Origin of the sequence: Hoylesella timonensis 4401737 = DSM 22865 = JCM 15640, from assembly GCF_000455445.1 — a bacterium.
Lineage (GTDB): Bacteria > Bacteroidota > Bacteroidia > Bacteroidales > Bacteroidaceae > Prevotella > Prevotella timonensis.
The window spans coordinates 503,568-517,640 of record NZ_HG417090.1 but is presented as its reverse complement, the minus strand read 5'-3'; the positions used below and the strand labels follow the sequence as shown (position 1 = coordinate 517,640).

The following is a 14,073-nucleotide window of genomic DNA, read 5'->3' as shown; positions in this document are numbered from 1 at the left end:
GATTTTTGACAGTTTTTTTATTCTCGATTCACGCACTTAACTGTTATTCTTCTATCTCCGACAAGCTACGTCCTAAATTTGCAAGAAAGCTACTGGTAGTTTCAATGGGAGCATAATTGATATAACGTATGCTGCGCTTGAGATTTCTTTTCAGCACCACATTATTATTCTGCACAAACCCTGCCTTTGATTGTCTAAAATGCCATTCTTTACTGGTATCTATTTCAGTATGGGTTAGCGTGCGCAAAGCCAATGCGTATGAATTTCGTTCCACCTCTTGAACAAATGGAATTTCGTCTTGCTCGAAATTAAATACCTCAATCAGAATACTTCCTTGCAATTGGGCAATGCGTTGAATATGAAGTGCATTAAGCCATGTCTCCAATTTAACGAAATCTACTTTGTCGCCTCTGGTACGTAGAAATTTTCCTAATTCCAAAATTCCTCTTAAAGAGATGCCGTAGTTCAGAATGTGATTGATATTAAACAAGATAATGTCTAACAATGCGAGTGTATCCGTAGAGGTGTCAATACTATGGTACTCGTCATGCCGAATCTTATTCAGCTTGCGATTCAGAAAGCGATTGGATAGGGTAGGTGGGGTGTCTTTTGTTAAGGCTTCCTCCTTGACGGTATTCGTTGCTAAGGCTTGAATCAGCTGTTCGGGTATGTGAATATTTGTGTCGTATTGGTGATTCTTAATACCTTTCAGAGCGATGGATTCGACTTTTTGTGATTCTAAAAGCTGAAAGAGGCGTCTCCATTTAAAGTTGGACATTGGTTCTAACGTAACGTATTCATTCAATGCGCCAGACCTTAAAAGTCGAAAGAAATTACGTTTGATAATATCCATAAAGAATGATTAAAATAGGAGTGTACTGATGATTTACAGCTGTGTTCGACGATAGAAATCCATGTTTTCTTTGGCTAACAGTTCGATGGGCATGTAATTAACGGGTTCAACTTTCTTTTTGAGTACGATAGCCCTGAAAAGTGTTTCAATACAGCTATAACCCTGTTGATAAGCATGTTGTGCTATCAAGAACGAGATACTTCCCTGTTGTAAACATTTTGCATTCTTTTCTACCATGTCATAGCCCATGATTTGAATGTCACGCCTATTCTTCCTTAACAAGTAATCACCGACAATGTGGGCTTTTGAACCAAATGTGATGCAATGGTGCACTTCAGGATGTAGCTCAAAAAAGTGTTCTATTATTTCATCATACTCCTTGCGTGTGGCGGCCATAGGTACTTCCATTTCGAGAATATTGATTTCGGGGAAATGATCATACATATAATGTCTAAAACCAACTTCACGATTGGCTTGCTGTTTAGTACTCACTTTGCCGCCTTTTATGCGTTTCATAATCGCTATCTCTTTCTCCTTATTGGCAATGAGCATCAAGACTCTAGCGGAAAAATATCCACTTCGGAAAGAATCTTGTCCAAAGAAAGATAACGGATTGAGGTCGGGCATATAGGAGTCTAACATCACAAACGGAATTTTTTGATCGTGTAATTGGTCTGTGAACTGTCGAGTGACCTCCAATGTTGACGGCACCACAATGACGCCATCGGGTTGTTGCTCAATACATTTGGCAGCTACTTGAAGAAAAGATTGCTCATCTGAACGTTCATAGTTGAATATCTTTAGTTCTAAATAAAAATCACGTCTAATTTCAATTGCCCTTTTTGCACCTTCTTCTATTTCTTCCCAATAGGCTTCAAATTCATGCTGAGGTATGAGGAGATAAAAAGTGTACGACTTGTTGTAAGCCAAAGCACTTGCGTACATGTTGGGTTGATAGTCCATTTCCTTCAACGCCTGCTCCACCTTTTCTCTTGCCACCTTGGACACATTCGGCCGATTGTGCAGCACTCTATCAACAGTGCCTACTGATACAGCTGCCCTTAATGCAATATCCTTAATTCTAATCTTTGCTGCCATAATACGCTTATATATGCTGCAAAAATACAAATAAAACTTATATTGTTAGAAAACACAGCGTGTTATTTTATTGAGAACAGACTTTTTTAATACCTATTTGTGTGTTTTCAAAATGAATTTAGTTATCTTTGTCTGACTGAATTTCTGTAACCTATCTATGATCATAAAAAAACTACCGACATATCCTGCCTTGATACTATTGTTCTTTTGGTGTTGTGTAACTGTAGTATCATGTTCGGCTCCTCACCCTACAGAGGTGGTGGCGCTGAATGAAAAGGCTTACGCCTTCAGGTATAGAAATCTCGATAGTACCACGTTTTATGCACAGAAAGCGTTGAAACTTTCAAAGACACGAAGTGGAGATTATGCAGAAGCGCTGAACAATTTAGCCTTTGTCAGTCTCGCAAAAATGGAATACCAGCAAGCCGATTCGCTCTTGTCGCTTATCTTTCAGAACACCAACAATCAAATAGAGCAATTGATTGCCGATGTACAAATGATGCGATTGTGTCAAAGATGTTCAGAAAATAAGAACTTTTACGTTTATCGGGAACGAGCAATAAGACGATTTAAGCGCATAAAAGAAGAGAGTGCAAATCTGTCAGACCATCAAGAGCTGAGAATGATTTACGCTGAAAGTGAATTTAATATTACCAATTCTACCTATTTCTATTACGTGGGATTGGAAAATGAATCTGTGGAAGCAATCAACGTCATTGATGTCAATGGGGATATCACACGAGATACGACCCAACTGTTGAACTATTTGTATAATGTTGGTGCAGGAGGTGTCATTCTGAATGGTACTCGTGAAGAAATTAACCAAGCCGAGTTCGATTATTTAATCAGATGCTATCAATTATCAAAACAATTTCACTATCCCTATTGGGAAGCCAATTCACTTCAAGCTATTAGTGAACGGTTGCAACGTAAAAAATACCGCGACAAGCTCATACATGATAATCTGCCGTCGTTCCAATATCTCAATCCCTATCACATGCCAGACTCTCTCTTGGCAGGACATCTTGCACAGCGTGCCTTAGATAAATTTCAGAAATACGGTGACGTTTATCAAACAGCGGGTGCCTATCGAACATTGGCACAATGCTATTGGGAATTGCACGACTATCCCTCTGCTCTTATCTGTTTGACAAATGCCTTGAATACAAATCAAGCCATTCTTCAAGCACCTGATTTGGTGGCTTCTATTCGCGAACAGCTATCATTGGTGTATTCGGCGATGAATGACAAACAGAAAAGTGACTATAACAGAAATCTATATCTTGACATACAAGAAGGAACCAGACAAGACCGACAGTTGGAAGCACGTGCCGAACAGTTGAACCAATCCTTGCGCATACTCAATCGAATGATTGTAGCCATTGTCCTGATGATTGTTTTCGTTAGCTTTCTCTTATGGATGTTTGACTGGATGCGAAAACGCAACGAGAAGCGCACGTCTGTTCTTGAGAAACTGTTGGAACCGTTAGAGGAGTGGAAGATTGAAAATGAAAAGTTTTTATCCACTTATCAAGAGCGGTATGAAGAGATGGAGGAAAGAAAAGAGATGACAGAGGTTCGTCTATCGCAAAATAAAAGACGCAACTTAGAACAACGCGCCAAATTGTCGTTGGTTCAAATTGTCCTTCCGTTAATAGATAGAATATTACATGAAGTGCATCGCTTGTGTGATAGACAAGAAAATTCCCAAATCCGAGCAGAGCGATATACCTATATTGCCGAGCTGACCGACCAAATCAATCAATATAATGCAGTTTTAACGAATTGGATTCAACTTAGGAAGGGTTATTTGAGTTTGAAAATAGAGAGTTTTCCACTTCAAGATTTGCTTGATATATTGAGCCGTAATCGCATGAGTTTCAGGTTGAAAGGAATAGAACTCAACATTCAAAACACCGATGCCGTGGTGAAAGCAGACAAGACGCTTACCTTGTTTATGTTGAACACCCTGTGTGACAATGCTCGTAAATTCACTCCGTCTGGAGGGAAGGTGAGAGTTTATGCCAACAATGAGCGCGATTTTGTGGAAATTGTGGTAGAAGACACGGGAATAGGCATGACTTCCGAACAACTTCAGCATTTATTCGATCACAAACCTATCGTTGATAGTGCAGCGCCTGATAGCGCATCTTTGCAGAAGCATAATAGTCGTATTAGCCATGGATTTGGGCTAATGAACTGTAAAGGAATTATAGATCGATATAAGAAAATTAGTAAAATCTTTGATGTTTGTACCATTCAGGCTGAAAGTGAATATCAAAAGGGGAGTAAATTTCTCTTTAGGTTGCCCAAAGGGGTAGTCAGACTCTTATTGACAGTGGTTCTTTTAGGTAGTCAACTGGCGATGCCATTGTTTGCAAAACAATTGGTGACTTCTGCACATTCGCCAAGTCATGGTAATGCCTCTATGAAGATAAACAAAGATGCCACAAGCATGGCAAGTGTTTTTGCAGACAGTGTTTATCAAAGTAATATTAACGGAACATTTCACAAAACACTGATTTATGCGGACAGTTGCATTTCTTATCTGAATAAGATGTATTTAGCACAATACCCTCAAAAAGCAGACACCATGGTACTCATCACTGGTAGTACGGCATTGCCAGCAGAGATACAATGGTTGCACCAGCATGTTTCAATGCCATACAATCTCATTCTGTCCATACGCAATGAGGTAGCAGTGGCAGCATTGGGCTTAAAATATTGGAATTTATACTCCTACAACAATCAAGTTTATATCCAATTGTTTCGCGAACGAAGTGCCGATAATACGTTAAGTACCTATGTCAAGATGATGCAAAAGTCGGAGAGTAACAAAAATATTGCCATAGCATTGCTTTCGTTCATATTTCTTCTTATTTTCCCAGCTTATTATTTCTTGTATTATCGACATCGAATATATTACCAATTCTGCGTTCATAAAATTGACAATATCAACCAAGTGCTGCTGGGTGAAGACAGTGCAAAGAATAAATTGGCAAAGATAAATGAGCTTTGGGCTTCTAACAAACAAATCTTCAATCCGCAGTTTTCACGTCTCAATGCCATTGTCGCCCAAATTCAGAGTGCACTCAAGCAGCGCATTCAAACAGAAGAGGTGCAAGTTCATGAAATGGAAATATTGGAAGACGACTTGCATCGCAACGATTACGAAAATTCACAGTTGTACATCAGTAACAGCGTGTTGGATAATTGTTTGTCAACCCTCAAGCATGAAACAATGTATTATCCTTCAAAAATAAAATTGTTAGTAGAAAAGAAGGATGAAAACTTGGCACCATTAAAAGAGATTTCTACCTATTATAGAGATTTGTTCAAAATACTAAGCGCACAAGCCATGCGCCAAGTTGACAACACTTCAAGGGTGGATGATGAGCTTCTGCAATATCTCTTTGATATGCTTCAACAACAGAATAAAGCAAAGCCCATCATGCAAATTCATCAACGAGATGAAACCTACACCTTCATTGATTTGACGATGCAAAATCTCCAGCTCTCCGATGAAGCCCTTTCAGCTTTGTTTACGCCAGACACTCATGATATGCAGTTTTGGTTGTGTCGACAAATTATCAGAGAGTTAGGAGAGGCAACCAATGCCCGTGCTTGTGGGATTGAAGCTCGGAGACTTGCAGATGGATACGTACACATATTAATAACTATAACGAACCAAACATGGAAAAATTTAAAATTATCATAGTAGAAGATGTACCCTTGGAACTAAAGGGCACAGAAGGTATTTTCAAGAATGAAATCCCAGAAGCCGAAATCATAGGCACAGCAGCTAACGAGCAGGCATATTGGCAACTCATCAAGAAGGAAATTCCAGAGTTGGTGCTGCTTGATCTCGGTTTGGCTGGTTCTACTACGGTTGGTGTAGAGATTTGCCGTCAAACGAAAGCCATGTATCCACAGGTGAAAGTGCTAATTTTTACGGGCGAGATTTTGAATGAAAAGTTATGGGTAGATGTGTTGGATGCAGGCTGTGACGGTATTATTCTAAAAAGCGGCGAACTGCTTACGCGCGGTGATGTGGCAAGTGTGATGAGCGGTAAACGCATGGTGTTCAATCAGCCAATATTAGAAAAAATAGTCGACAGATTTAAGCATACCGTAAATAACGAACTTATGAAACAAGAAGCTTTCATCAATTACGAGATTGATGAATATGATGAACGCTTCTTAAGACATTTGGCTTTGGGCTACACTAAAGAGCAAATCACTAATCTACGAGGTATGCCTTTTGGTGTTAAGAGTTTGGAAAAACGGCAAAGTGAATTAATACAAAAACTGTTCCCTGATGGAAATCAAGGGGTTGGCATCAATGCTACACGATTGGTAGTGAGAGCCATTGAACTAAGAATACTCGACATAGATAACTTGCAACCAGATGAAACATAAGATTTTTGCCAGCTCCATCTTTATCTTCATCGTATTACAAATATTAGTCATACTTGGCTCTTGGTTTGTCACGGTCATGTTTCCAACATTACCCGTACGTTCCATGTTAAGTAGCGAGGGGATAAGATGGTTTTTGGGTCAATATACTTCGAATTTAGCCTCTCCTCTCTTGGTATGGCTTGTACTGGCAGGAATGACTTTTGGAGCTTTGCGGTCAAGTGGATTGTCAAGGGCTATTATGTATTTCTCAAATATTTCTTATCGTCAGCTATTTGCTTTGAAGGTGGTAGTGGCAGAACTTATCTTCTTTGCTATCGTCTTGTTTTTGATGACTTTCTTGCCGCAAGCCATTTTGTTAAGCGTCACGGGCGAACTTTTCCCAAGCAGTTTTTCGAGGAGTCTTATTCCTATTGTCTGTTTTCTGTTGACGCTCTTTTCAATTACCTATGGATTAATCAATACATCTTTTACTTCGTTAACTGATATCTTCAACTCTTTGACTTCAGGCATCACCGCCATTTCACCGTGGTTAGTTATTTATGTCTTCGTGATACAACTTTATTATTCCATTTTGTTTGTAGTCGTTACTTGACAGCTTTTCATGGTGCAAGAGAGTTGGAAAAAGGGAGAGGGTCTTGAGTCATGAGTTTCTTACACTCATTTATTGTATGAGCAAATGATTACTGTAGCGCTGGAAAAATGTTAACGAAATCTAAATGCACATTTTTTTTATAAGTAATATTTTGTCGTTTTATATTTTATACTTACCTTTGCAATCGCAAAAAAGAAATGGTGCCATAGCTCAGTTGGTAGAGCAAAGGACTGAAAATCCTTGTGTCCCCGGTTCGATTCCTGGTGGTACCACTTAAAAGTAAAAAATAGAAATCCTGACAGTTGTTCAGGATTTTTTTTGTGCCAATAGGATAAGGGTGGGAGGCTCTTTCTTATTCTGCAGAGAAGTCTGCAACGGTCTTCCGATACATGGAATAAAGACGTGTGCGATCTACAAATCCCGTTAAATGGTCATTGACATCTACAATGGGGAGGTAGTTAGCGTTGGTTTTGTCAAATTTCTCCATGACTTCTTCCATAGAGTCATGAATACCTAAAGTAGCCTGAGGAGGAATTAAAATTTGACTCACCGTAAATCGATGATAAAGTTCAGTGCGGAACATCACATGTCTAATTTTGTTGATGTCGATAATACCCACCAAGACGCCTGCGGTATCTACCACTGGAATAAAACTTGTGTGGCTTTTACTAATCGCATTGACCAACTCGCCTAATGGCATTTCAGGTTCTACTGCGGTAAAGTTTTTATCAATGACACTATCCAAACTCATTAATGTAAGCACGGAACGGTCTGTGTGGTGAGTCACCAAGCGACCTTGTCTCGCCAGTCGCATGGCATATATGCTGTGCGGTTCAAAAATACTGATAGCCATCACCGAAACAATGCTGACCATAATCAAGGGTAAAAACAAGTCATAACCGCCTGTAAGTTCTGCAATTAAGAAGACACCCGTCAAGGGAGCGTGCATGACACCTGCCATGACACCTGCCATACCGAGCAAGGTAAAATTCTTTTCTGGAATATACACGCCAATTTGGTTCATATTCCAAACTCGTGCAAATAAGAATCCTCCGAAGCCTCCCACAAACAAGGAAGGTGCAAATGTTCCACCTACACCGCCTGCACCGTTGGTTGCCGACGTGGCAAAAATCTTGGTGAGCAATACCAAACTGATATAGAGTACCAATAACTCGGCATGCCCTGAAAACAGTGAATTGTTCATGACAGCATCCCAGTCGGCTTCCGTTCTTCCATTTAAAAGAGTATTCAGCGAATCGTAGCCTTCACCATAAAGAGAAGGAAATAAAAAGATAAGCGAGCTAAGTAAGACTCCACCTAACATCAGTTTGGCATAAGGGTGATGCTGAAGTCGCGCAAATACTCCTTCGCATTTTGTCATCATGCGAATAAAATATAAGCTTGCTATCCCGCAAAAGAGTCCCAACAAAATACTGGCTGGAATACGTTCAATATTCCAAGCACTATCTAAGGTGAAATCGAATAAAGCCCTGTTTCCCGTGAAGATATAGGTAAAGACAGTTGCGGTTACGCACGAGGTGAGGATGGGCAGCAAAGAAGCCATACTCAGGTCTACCATTAGCACTTCGAGCGTGAATACTAAACCTGCTATGGGAGCCTTAAAGATGCCTGCAATGGCAGCGGCAGCACCGCATCCCACTAACAGCATGAGGGTCTTGTTGTCCATCTTAAACAATCGCCCTAAGTTGCTGCCTATCGCAGAACCTGTCAGTACGATAGGAGCCTCAGCTCCTACCGAACCTCCAAACCCAATGGTGATAGCGGATGCAATAACTGATGACCAGCAGTTATGCACTTTCAAGCGTGATTTCTTTGTAGAAATGGCATAGAGCACTTGCGTGATACCGTGCGAAATGTTGTCTTTCACAATATAACGCACAAAGAGGGTAGTGATATAAATACCAATAGCGGGAAATACCAAATAAAGCCAGTTGAAGGTGTCTGTGTCAAATCGTGCAGTAAGAAGATACTGTATTTGGCGAATGATAAAGTGCAACACGTAAGCCGCAACAGAAGCGAAGATGCCGATAAAGAAAGATAGGACAACCGTTATCTGACGAGTGGTCAGATGCTCTTTGCGCCAATTGTTTATCTCATTAATGAGCATGTACGTTCTTTTAAGGATAATCAGAATAGGTGAGTGACCCTTCCTGTCTCTTTTTACAAATGTTTTATGCGATTAACTTTCGCTATCTATGTTTCTTTTGCTAATTGAAATAGTTTCTAAACATCAGGAGGAATAGTTCGTTTTCTATTTCCTGATAATCGTCACCTCACCGTCTTCTTTCAGTTTGATGATGCTACTGGGTGTATGAGGTTTGTGTTCCTGCCTGCGTGAAAAGCAGACATAGTCCACAGCATCAAGGAGTTCTTGGCTAATATCATTATAGTTAGCTGCAGGGGGTTCGCCACTTATGTTCGCACTGGTGCTTACCAATGGTTTTTGGAATCGGTAACATAGTTCATGAGAAAATGGTTCTTTGGTAATGCGTAGTGCGATGCTTCCATCTTCTGCTATTAAGTTCGGAGCTAAGTTTATAGCACCATCGAGGATAATCGTGGTAGGTTTAGTGGCAATGTCCAAGATGTCCCATGCTACATTGGGAACATTTCTCACATATCGTTGTAGTCGGGCATCCGAATCTACCAAACAGATGAGTGCCTTAGAGTCATCTCGTTTCTTGATTTTGTACACTTTTGCGACTGCTTCGGCATTCGTAGCGTCGCAACCAATTCCCCAAACGGTATCAGTAGGGTAGAGGATTACTCCCCCTTGCTTCATTACTTCAATTGCGTTTTTTATATCTTCTTGTTGATTCATCGTTTTCTTTTCTCCTAACTCTCTTATATTTTTATTAGAGTTGTTTCGCTGTGGAGCTTTTTATAGCGAATTGATTAGTATTGTATCTCTATGAATGATAATCATTTATGGCGTACGCAATGGCATATGATTTGTACACATTGCAAGCTTTGAGCAAGCCATTACGCCTTAATGAAAGATTCATTGTCTATCGTAGTTCGACATACAATAAAAATATCATGCAAAGATAATAAGTTTTTTTAATTCTACTTGAAGATAAAAAATATTTTTATATTTTCTAACCAACATATATATGGCGATAATTGATAGAGCAAAACTTGCTTCTCTTTATGAGTCCAACAATTCAAAGCTTGCCGATGTCTTTAACGCATCACAACTTTATCTCCAACCATTGAGGAAATCCTTAGCATTCATTCGCTTTTTGCCAGCCATCTGTAATTCTGTAATTTCAAGCCATTCGGTGGTGGTTGCTACATATATTCTTCTTTGGTCTGTATTGATTGAACCGGGCTTCTCTGTGGTAGCTTCACCTGTTAATCGTGTCTTGTAAATCTTGATCATCACCTGTTTGCTCGTTGGATCGTCTTTGCTGACATTCCAAGTAGTCCATGCTGCGGGATAAGGACTCAGACCACGCACAAAGTTATAAATGTCTTTAGCGGATTGATTCCAATTGATTTCGCATGTTTCTTTGAAAATTTTAGGAGCGGGACGCAAATGATGTTCCGACCGAACAAATTGCTCCTGTGGCGTTGCTGTAATATTTCCGTCATTAGCCAATAATTGGTCTATCGTGTCCACACATATTTCAGCTCCTAACACCATGAGTTTGTCATATACACATTCTACGTCAGCATCCTCAGGGATAGGAAGCTGTTTCTGCATGATAATGCGCCCTGTATCAATGTTGTGATCTAAGAAAAACGTGGTCACTCCAGTCTTTGTTTCACCATTGATAATCGCCCAGTTAATGGGTGCTGCGCCTCGATATTGAGGAAGAAGGGCGGCATGCACATTGAATGTCCCAAATCGTGGCATGCTCCAGACAACTTCTGGCAACATTCTGAAAGCTACCACCACCTGTAAATCTGCCTTGTAATCAGCAAGCTGTGCTAAGAACTCAGGGTCTTTGAGTTTCGCAGGTTGTAGTACGGGGAGGTTTTGGGATAGCGCATATTTCTTTACTTCTGAAGCTTGTAAGGTTTGTTGATGTCTACCAACAGGCTTATCAGGTTGAGTAACTACGGCTACTACATGATATCCGCCTTGCACAAGTGCCTGCAATGACGCAACAGCAAACTCCGGCGTACCCATAAATATAATTCGCAAGTCTTCTTTTTTCATCTCGCTTTTTTATAATTTTATCGTTCTTTTTTAGTTCTTTAGTTTGATGTCAAAAACCTTTTTTATTTATTATATTTATCATAATAACGATTATCTTGGTTATCTAAGCTCTTTTGTTTTGATGTTTTCATTTCATCATGAAGTGAAACTAAAAGTATTACTTCATTGTGAAGACACTCACATTCTAATATTTCTTAATGATGTGCAATTTTAGGATGTACTTCTCATTTTTTATTTTCACTATTCAACGAATCATGCATCTGATAAAGCTGTTAATAAACACGGATGCTGTCACCAACTTTAATGGAATGATCCGGATCAAAGTTATTGAGTTTATAAAGACTTGAAAGTCGCATGCCATAAATTTGTGCAATGATGTACAAGCTTTCTCCAGGCTTTACTATATGTGGATGATTCTTAAATACTTTTGGAGCTTTCTTGCGTTTCTTCTTTAAGAATATAATTTCACCTTCTTGTAAGGGGTCGTTTTTATGGCGTTCGTTATATTTTGCAATTTTTCGATATGATATGCCAACTTCTTTGCCTATGAGCTTGAAAGTATCTCCCTGACGAGCTCGTAGATAATAATTATCATTGAACATTGCTATTGGATGCAAAGGCTGGGAATTATTGACATTGGTTCGGATGCTGGCCTCATCTGCCATAAAATTATCATAACCCTTTGCTTGGTCATACACGTATAGCTTGTAAAGCTCTATCAGTTCAATTAATTTGTATGCATATTGAGGATTAGTGGCGTATCCACAGGCTTTCAAGCCATGCGCCCATCCTTTGTAATCTGTTTGTTTTAAGCTAAAGAGACTTCGGTAGCGAGGACTATTAGCCAAAAATTTGCTATGATCCTCAAAACTATGCAATGGGTTGTCGTATGCCCTGAAGCATTCGCCAAACTCATCATCATCTTCATTTATCGTGTTACCAAGCCAGTCGTGACATTTAATACCAAAATGATTATTTCCCAAGCGAGCCAAGCGACTTCTTCCAGCTCCACTTTCAAAGACAGCTTGTGCTAAAGTGATGCTGGCAGGAATTTTATACTTCAACATCTCTTTGATAGCCAAATCTTTATACTGATTGATATAGAGCTGGTAAGCTTGATTCCACTTCATTTGCGCCCATGAATGGACGGACGCAACAAATAGAAGTGTGAGCATTATAATTTTCTTCATGTCACTACTCATTGCCACAAAGTTACATAAAATCATAAAAAAGCACAATAAAAAGGAATGTGTTTAATAATTATTAGTATTTTTGCCAATATGAGTGACAAACAAAAATTGCTGATAGCTCTTGGCACAAACGTCAACCAGAAGCAGAACATGCTGAAAGCCATGAATTTATTACGTAAGACATGGCATGATATACTGTTTACCAAATCGAAATGGACAAAACCCATTGGTATGGATACTGATTTGTTCTACAATTGCTTAGCCTATGCGAAAGTAGATGAAGATTTACCACACGTACAACAAATATTAAAGAATATAGAAAAAGCTTGTGGAAATACGGAGACAGATCGTGCTCATCAAAAGATACAGATGGATATTGACATCCTAATGTTTTGTACACATAAGCTCCATGAGCAAGATTGGCAAAGAAATTACATTCAGGAATTGATTCAAGAAATTGATTATTAAAGACTTATTATGAGATATTGTCAGTGTTTTTATCTTTTTATTCTTTCTGTTATTGGAACAATAATACCCCGTAATGCTTGTGGACAAAACTTTGCGACTTACTTTTGTGACAGTACATTAAGAATCGACTACATTTTCTCTGGTAATGCGGTTCATCAACAAATCGCTGTCGACCAACTTCATTCTCTTCCCCATTGGTATGGCAAAAGACAGCGGCTATCGCAAGTTCCCATGGAAGGAAATGGGCAGATTATCGTTCGTGATCATCAATCGAAAATGGTCATCTATCGCAACTCTTTTTCAACTCTTTTTCAAGAATGGCTCACTTACGATGAAGCAAAATCTTCGATGAAATCGTTCGAAAATGTATTTTTAATACCTCTGCCCAAAGATACTGTTGATATTACAATACGACTGAACAACAATCGCCGTAACCCTTTTGTAGAGCTGACGCATACCGTCGCACCGTCAGACATCTTGATAAGGCACATTGGAGAGAAACATATCACACCGTATCAAACAATTCAAAAAGCCAAAGATACAACTCGATGTATTCATATCGCCTACCTTGCTGAGGGTTATAAGAGCGATGAAATGGACGTTTTTTTGCATGATGCACAAAAAGCAACGGATGCGTTTTTTTCACATGAACCTTATCGTTCGATGAAAGATAAATTTAACATCATTGCTGTTAAAGCACCCTCTGAAGAGAGTGGAACCAGTATTCCTTCACGTGGAATTTGGAAAAATACAGCACTCCAATCCCATTTTGACACGTTTTATAGTGCAAGATACCTCACTACCCTACGATTAAAAACGGTTCACGACTGGTTGGCAGGCACTCCTTATGAACACATTATTATATTAGTAAACACACCCGAATATGGTGGAGGGGGAATTTTGAACTCATATAATTTAGCGATGACGCACCATCCTTCTTTCAAACCCGTTGTTGTTCATGAGTTTGGGCATAGCTTTGCAGGACTTGCCGATGAATATGCTTACGATTTTGAAAGCATTGATATGTATCCTACGGATGTTGAACCTTGGGAGCCTAATATCACAACAAAAGTAAACTTTGATGAAAAATGGAAAGACCTCATAGGTAAAAATTCAGCAATAGGACTATTCGAAGGGGCAGGTTACGCTCTGAAAGGTGTCTATAGACCCGCATTACATTGTAGAATGCGCGATAATGAGACGCCAGATTTTTGCCCAGTATGTCAACGAGCCATTCAACGTGTCATTGATTTTTATACGCAATAAA

The 14,073-nt window shown here is 39.4% G+C and carries 11 protein-coding genes and 1 tRNA gene; 6 read left to right on the top strand and 6 right to left on the bottom strand.

The features are described 5' to 3' along the window. Positions 1 to 43: 43 nt before the first annotated feature. Together BN35_RS02175 and BN35_RS02170 are read right to left on the bottom strand one after the other, a co-directional pair. On the bottom strand, positions 44 to 853 hold the full coding sequence (locus BN35_RS02175; RefSeq protein ID WP_025072627.1) for a hypothetical protein: 810 nt from the start codon (positions 851 to 853) through the stop codon (positions 44 to 46). A 33-nt stretch (positions 854 to 886) separates the two neighbouring features. Further along, positions 887 to 1,951 (bottom strand): LacI family DNA-binding transcriptional regulator, encoded by a 1,065-nt coding sequence (locus BN35_RS02170; RefSeq protein WP_025072628.1) that lies wholly within the window; start codon positions 1,949 to 1,951, stop codon positions 887 to 889. A 157-nt stretch (positions 1,952 to 2,108) separates the two neighbouring features. Here BN35_RS02170 and BN35_RS02165 point away from each other — a divergent pair, with 157 nt between their 5' ends. The 4 genes from BN35_RS02165 (at position 2,109) to BN35_RS02150 (ending at position 7,234) form a co-directional block, all read left to right on the top strand. Further along, entirely contained in the window at positions 2,109 to 5,669 is a 3,561-nt protein-coding gene (locus tag BN35_RS02165) for a sensor histidine kinase (RefSeq protein ID WP_248616681.1), read from the top strand. Next, positions 5,645 to 6,370 (top strand): DUF5932 domain-containing protein, encoded by a 726-nt coding sequence (locus tag BN35_RS02160; protein ID WP_008121916.1) that lies wholly within the window; start codon positions 5,645 to 5,647, stop codon positions 6,368 to 6,370. Before BN35_RS02165 ends, BN35_RS02160 begins: the two co-directional genes overlap by 25 nt. Further along, complete coding sequence (locus BN35_RS02155) at positions 6,360 to 6,962, top strand: AbgT family transporter (RefSeq protein ID WP_025072629.1); 603 nt, start codon at positions 6,360 to 6,362, stop codon at positions 6,960 to 6,962. Before BN35_RS02160 ends, BN35_RS02155 begins: the two co-directional genes overlap by 11 nt. A gap of 199 nt (positions 6,963 to 7,161) precedes the next feature. Next, positions 7,162 to 7,234, top strand: a tRNA-Phe gene (locus tag BN35_RS02150). Between the two features lie 80 nt (positions 7,235 to 7,314). On the opposite strand, the gene BN35_RS02145 is transcribed toward BN35_RS02150, so the two are convergent. From BN35_RS02145 to BN35_RS02130, 4 genes are all read right to left on the bottom strand, one after another. Beyond that, positions 7,315 to 9,090 carry a chloride channel protein gene (locus BN35_RS02145; protein ID WP_028901206.1) on the bottom strand — a complete coding sequence of 592 codons (1,776 nt, stop codon included), beginning with the start codon at positions 9,088 to 9,090 and terminating at the stop codon, positions 7,315 to 7,317. 144 nt (positions 9,091 to 9,234) lie between these two features. After that, entirely contained in the window at positions 9,235 to 9,804 is a 570-nt protein-coding gene (locus BN35_RS02140) for an L-threonylcarbamoyladenylate synthase (RefSeq protein ID WP_025072630.1), read from the bottom strand. Positions 9,805 to 10,182: 378 nt separating this feature from the next. Further along, positions 10,183 to 11,148, bottom strand: coding sequence for a methionyl-tRNA formyltransferase (fmt, locus tag BN35_RS02135; protein ID WP_025072631.1), 966 nt, complete (start codon positions 11,146 to 11,148; stop codon positions 10,183 to 10,185). Between the two features lie 272 nt (positions 11,149 to 11,420). Beyond that, positions 11,421 to 12,338 carry a glucosaminidase domain-containing protein gene (locus BN35_RS02130; protein WP_025072632.1) on the bottom strand — a complete coding sequence of 306 codons (918 nt, stop codon included), beginning with the start codon at positions 12,336 to 12,338 and terminating at the stop codon, positions 11,421 to 11,423. Between the two features lie 90 nt (positions 12,339 to 12,428). Between BN35_RS02130 and BN35_RS02125 the strand changes: the two genes are divergently transcribed. Continuing rightward, positions 12,429 to 12,806 carry a 2-amino-4-hydroxy-6-hydroxymethyldihydropteridine diphosphokinase gene (locus BN35_RS02125; RefSeq protein WP_025072633.1) on the top strand — a complete coding sequence of 126 codons (378 nt, stop codon included), beginning with the start codon at positions 12,429 to 12,431 and terminating at the stop codon, positions 12,804 to 12,806. Between the two features lie 9 nt (positions 12,807 to 12,815). Beyond that, a complete protein-coding gene (locus BN35_RS02120; RefSeq protein WP_025072634.1) occupies positions 12,816 to 14,072 on the top strand; it encodes a M64 family metallopeptidase in 1,257 nt (418 codons plus the stop codon). Position 14,073 lies beyond the last annotated feature (1 nt).

Excerpts from the sequence above, each read along its gene's own strand:
- BN35_RS02175 (WP_025072627.1), bottom strand. The coding sequence starts at position 853 with ATGGATATTATCAAACGTAATTTCTTTCGACTTTTAAGGTCTGGCGCA.
- BN35_RS02170 (WP_025072628.1), bottom strand. The coding sequence starts at position 1,951 with ATGGCAGCAAAGATTAGAATTAAGGATATTGCATTAAGGGCAGCTGTA.
- BN35_RS02165 (WP_248616681.1), top strand. The coding sequence starts at position 2,109 with ATGATCATAAAAAAACTACCGACATATCCTGCCTTGATACTATTGTTC.
- BN35_RS02160 (WP_008121916.1), top strand. The coding sequence starts at position 5,645 with ATGGAAAAATTTAAAATTATCATAGTAGAAGATGTACCCTTGGAACTA.
- BN35_RS02155 (WP_025072629.1), top strand. The coding sequence starts at position 6,360 with ATGAAACATAAGATTTTTGCCAGCTCCATCTTTATCTTCATCGTATTA.
- BN35_RS02145 (WP_028901206.1), bottom strand. The coding sequence starts at position 9,090 with ATGCTCATTAATGAGATAAACAATTGGCGCAAAGAGCATCTGACCACT.
- BN35_RS02140 (WP_025072630.1), bottom strand. The coding sequence starts at position 9,804 with ATGAATCAACAAGAAGATATAAAAAACGCAATTGAAGTAATGAAGCAA.
- fmt (WP_025072631.1), bottom strand. The coding sequence starts at position 11,148 with ATGAAAAAAGAAGACTTGCGAATTATATTTATGGGTACGCCGGAGTTT.
- BN35_RS02130 (WP_025072632.1), bottom strand. The coding sequence starts at position 12,338 with ATGAAGAAAATTATAATGCTCACACTTCTATTTGTTGCGTCCGTCCAT.
- BN35_RS02125 (WP_025072633.1), top strand. The coding sequence starts at position 12,429 with ATGAGTGACAAACAAAAATTGCTGATAGCTCTTGGCACAAACGTCAAC.
- BN35_RS02120 (WP_025072634.1), top strand. The coding sequence starts at position 12,816 with ATGAGATATTGTCAGTGTTTTTATCTTTTTATTCTTTCTGTTATTGGA.